This is a genomic window from Aeromonas sp. QDB11 (genome assembly GCF_027705265.1).
Classification (GTDB): Bacteria; Pseudomonadota; Gammaproteobacteria; order Enterobacterales; family Aeromonadaceae; genus Aeromonas; species Aeromonas allosaccharophila.
In genome coordinates this window covers 1-1,034 of the sequence record NZ_JAPDBM010000186.1, presented here as the reverse complement: position 1 = coordinate 1,034, position 1,034 = coordinate 1, and the positions used below count along the sequence as shown (strand labels likewise).

Here is a 1,034-nt window from a genome sequence, read left to right as displayed (position 1 = left end):
CGGCATGAACTAAGCCATAACAGCTAAGCTATTGAAAATAAAGGCACCATCATTTTATTGATAGTGCCTTTTTCGTTTTGAACCCACATTTGAACCCACACCTACAAGACTAGTTATCATTGTCGACGACTCAACTCGGACTAGCCTGATGAACAGCGTTGACCACATAACTGTACCTATCCTCCCCATGTTGCCTAATGCAAGAGAGGGCCAATGGCCCTCTCTTGCTATCTATGTTGTTGGTCAGTGCAAACAGCACTGCTTGTACTTCTAGCCGCAGCCAAAGGGACACGGCTCGTTGCGGCCAATCTTGATGGGTACCACCACTGGTGTTCGCTACGTTGTGCCAGAAAGTGGGCATGAAGGATACGAGCAGCAAATCGGGCCTTGGTGGCTTGCTCTTGCAGGTGTTCATTGCTGAGCGCCTCCAGCGACGTAGACATGGTTTCTTAACCATGTGTTCTTTATGGTCTCTGTCATCCGGGGGATGTCGCTCCAATGGATAGGCATCTATATCGGTCTCAGGCACAATGTTCGATTAGATAGACCTGATAATGGGTAGTTCAGCTGATGGCACGAATATTAACCAAAGCGCAATTGAGTAAACTGGAAAGCAAAAGCCAAGCCGAGCTGTTGGCTATCGTGCTTGACCTGGCAACGCATCTTCCCCTCGCAAAAAAGCACCTGATTAACCAGTACCTTACTGCTGAGGATGCCTTATTGGCATTGGCAAAAAAAGAGTATAGCAAGCTCACTCGTCGCCCCCCTTCCTGGGATTATAAGGAGGTGGATGCCTTCTTCGATACCTTGCAAAATCAGTTTATTCCGTTGCTGGCCAAGGGGATCGTCGCCTCTCCAAGGGAGGGAGAACTCTTCGCCCTCGAGTTGCTGGCGAATGCCAGAGCCTTGTATGAAAAGATGGATACATCCAGTGGCAGCTGGGAGGACTACCATCTTGCGCTGGTCGAACAGTGGTTGATGGCGATCGCTGCTCAACGAGAGTCTGTCCCCCCAGAGGTGCTGGCTCGTCGATT

General features: G+C 49.9%; 1 protein-coding gene. It reads left to right on the top strand.

Going from position 1 to position 1,034, the window contains the following annotated elements:
- Positions 1 to 570 precede the first annotated feature (570 nt).
- The coding region (locus tag OKC40_RS22565) for a hypothetical protein (RefSeq protein ID WP_270797038.1) at positions 571 to 1,034 on the top strand (464 nt) is incomplete at its 3' end.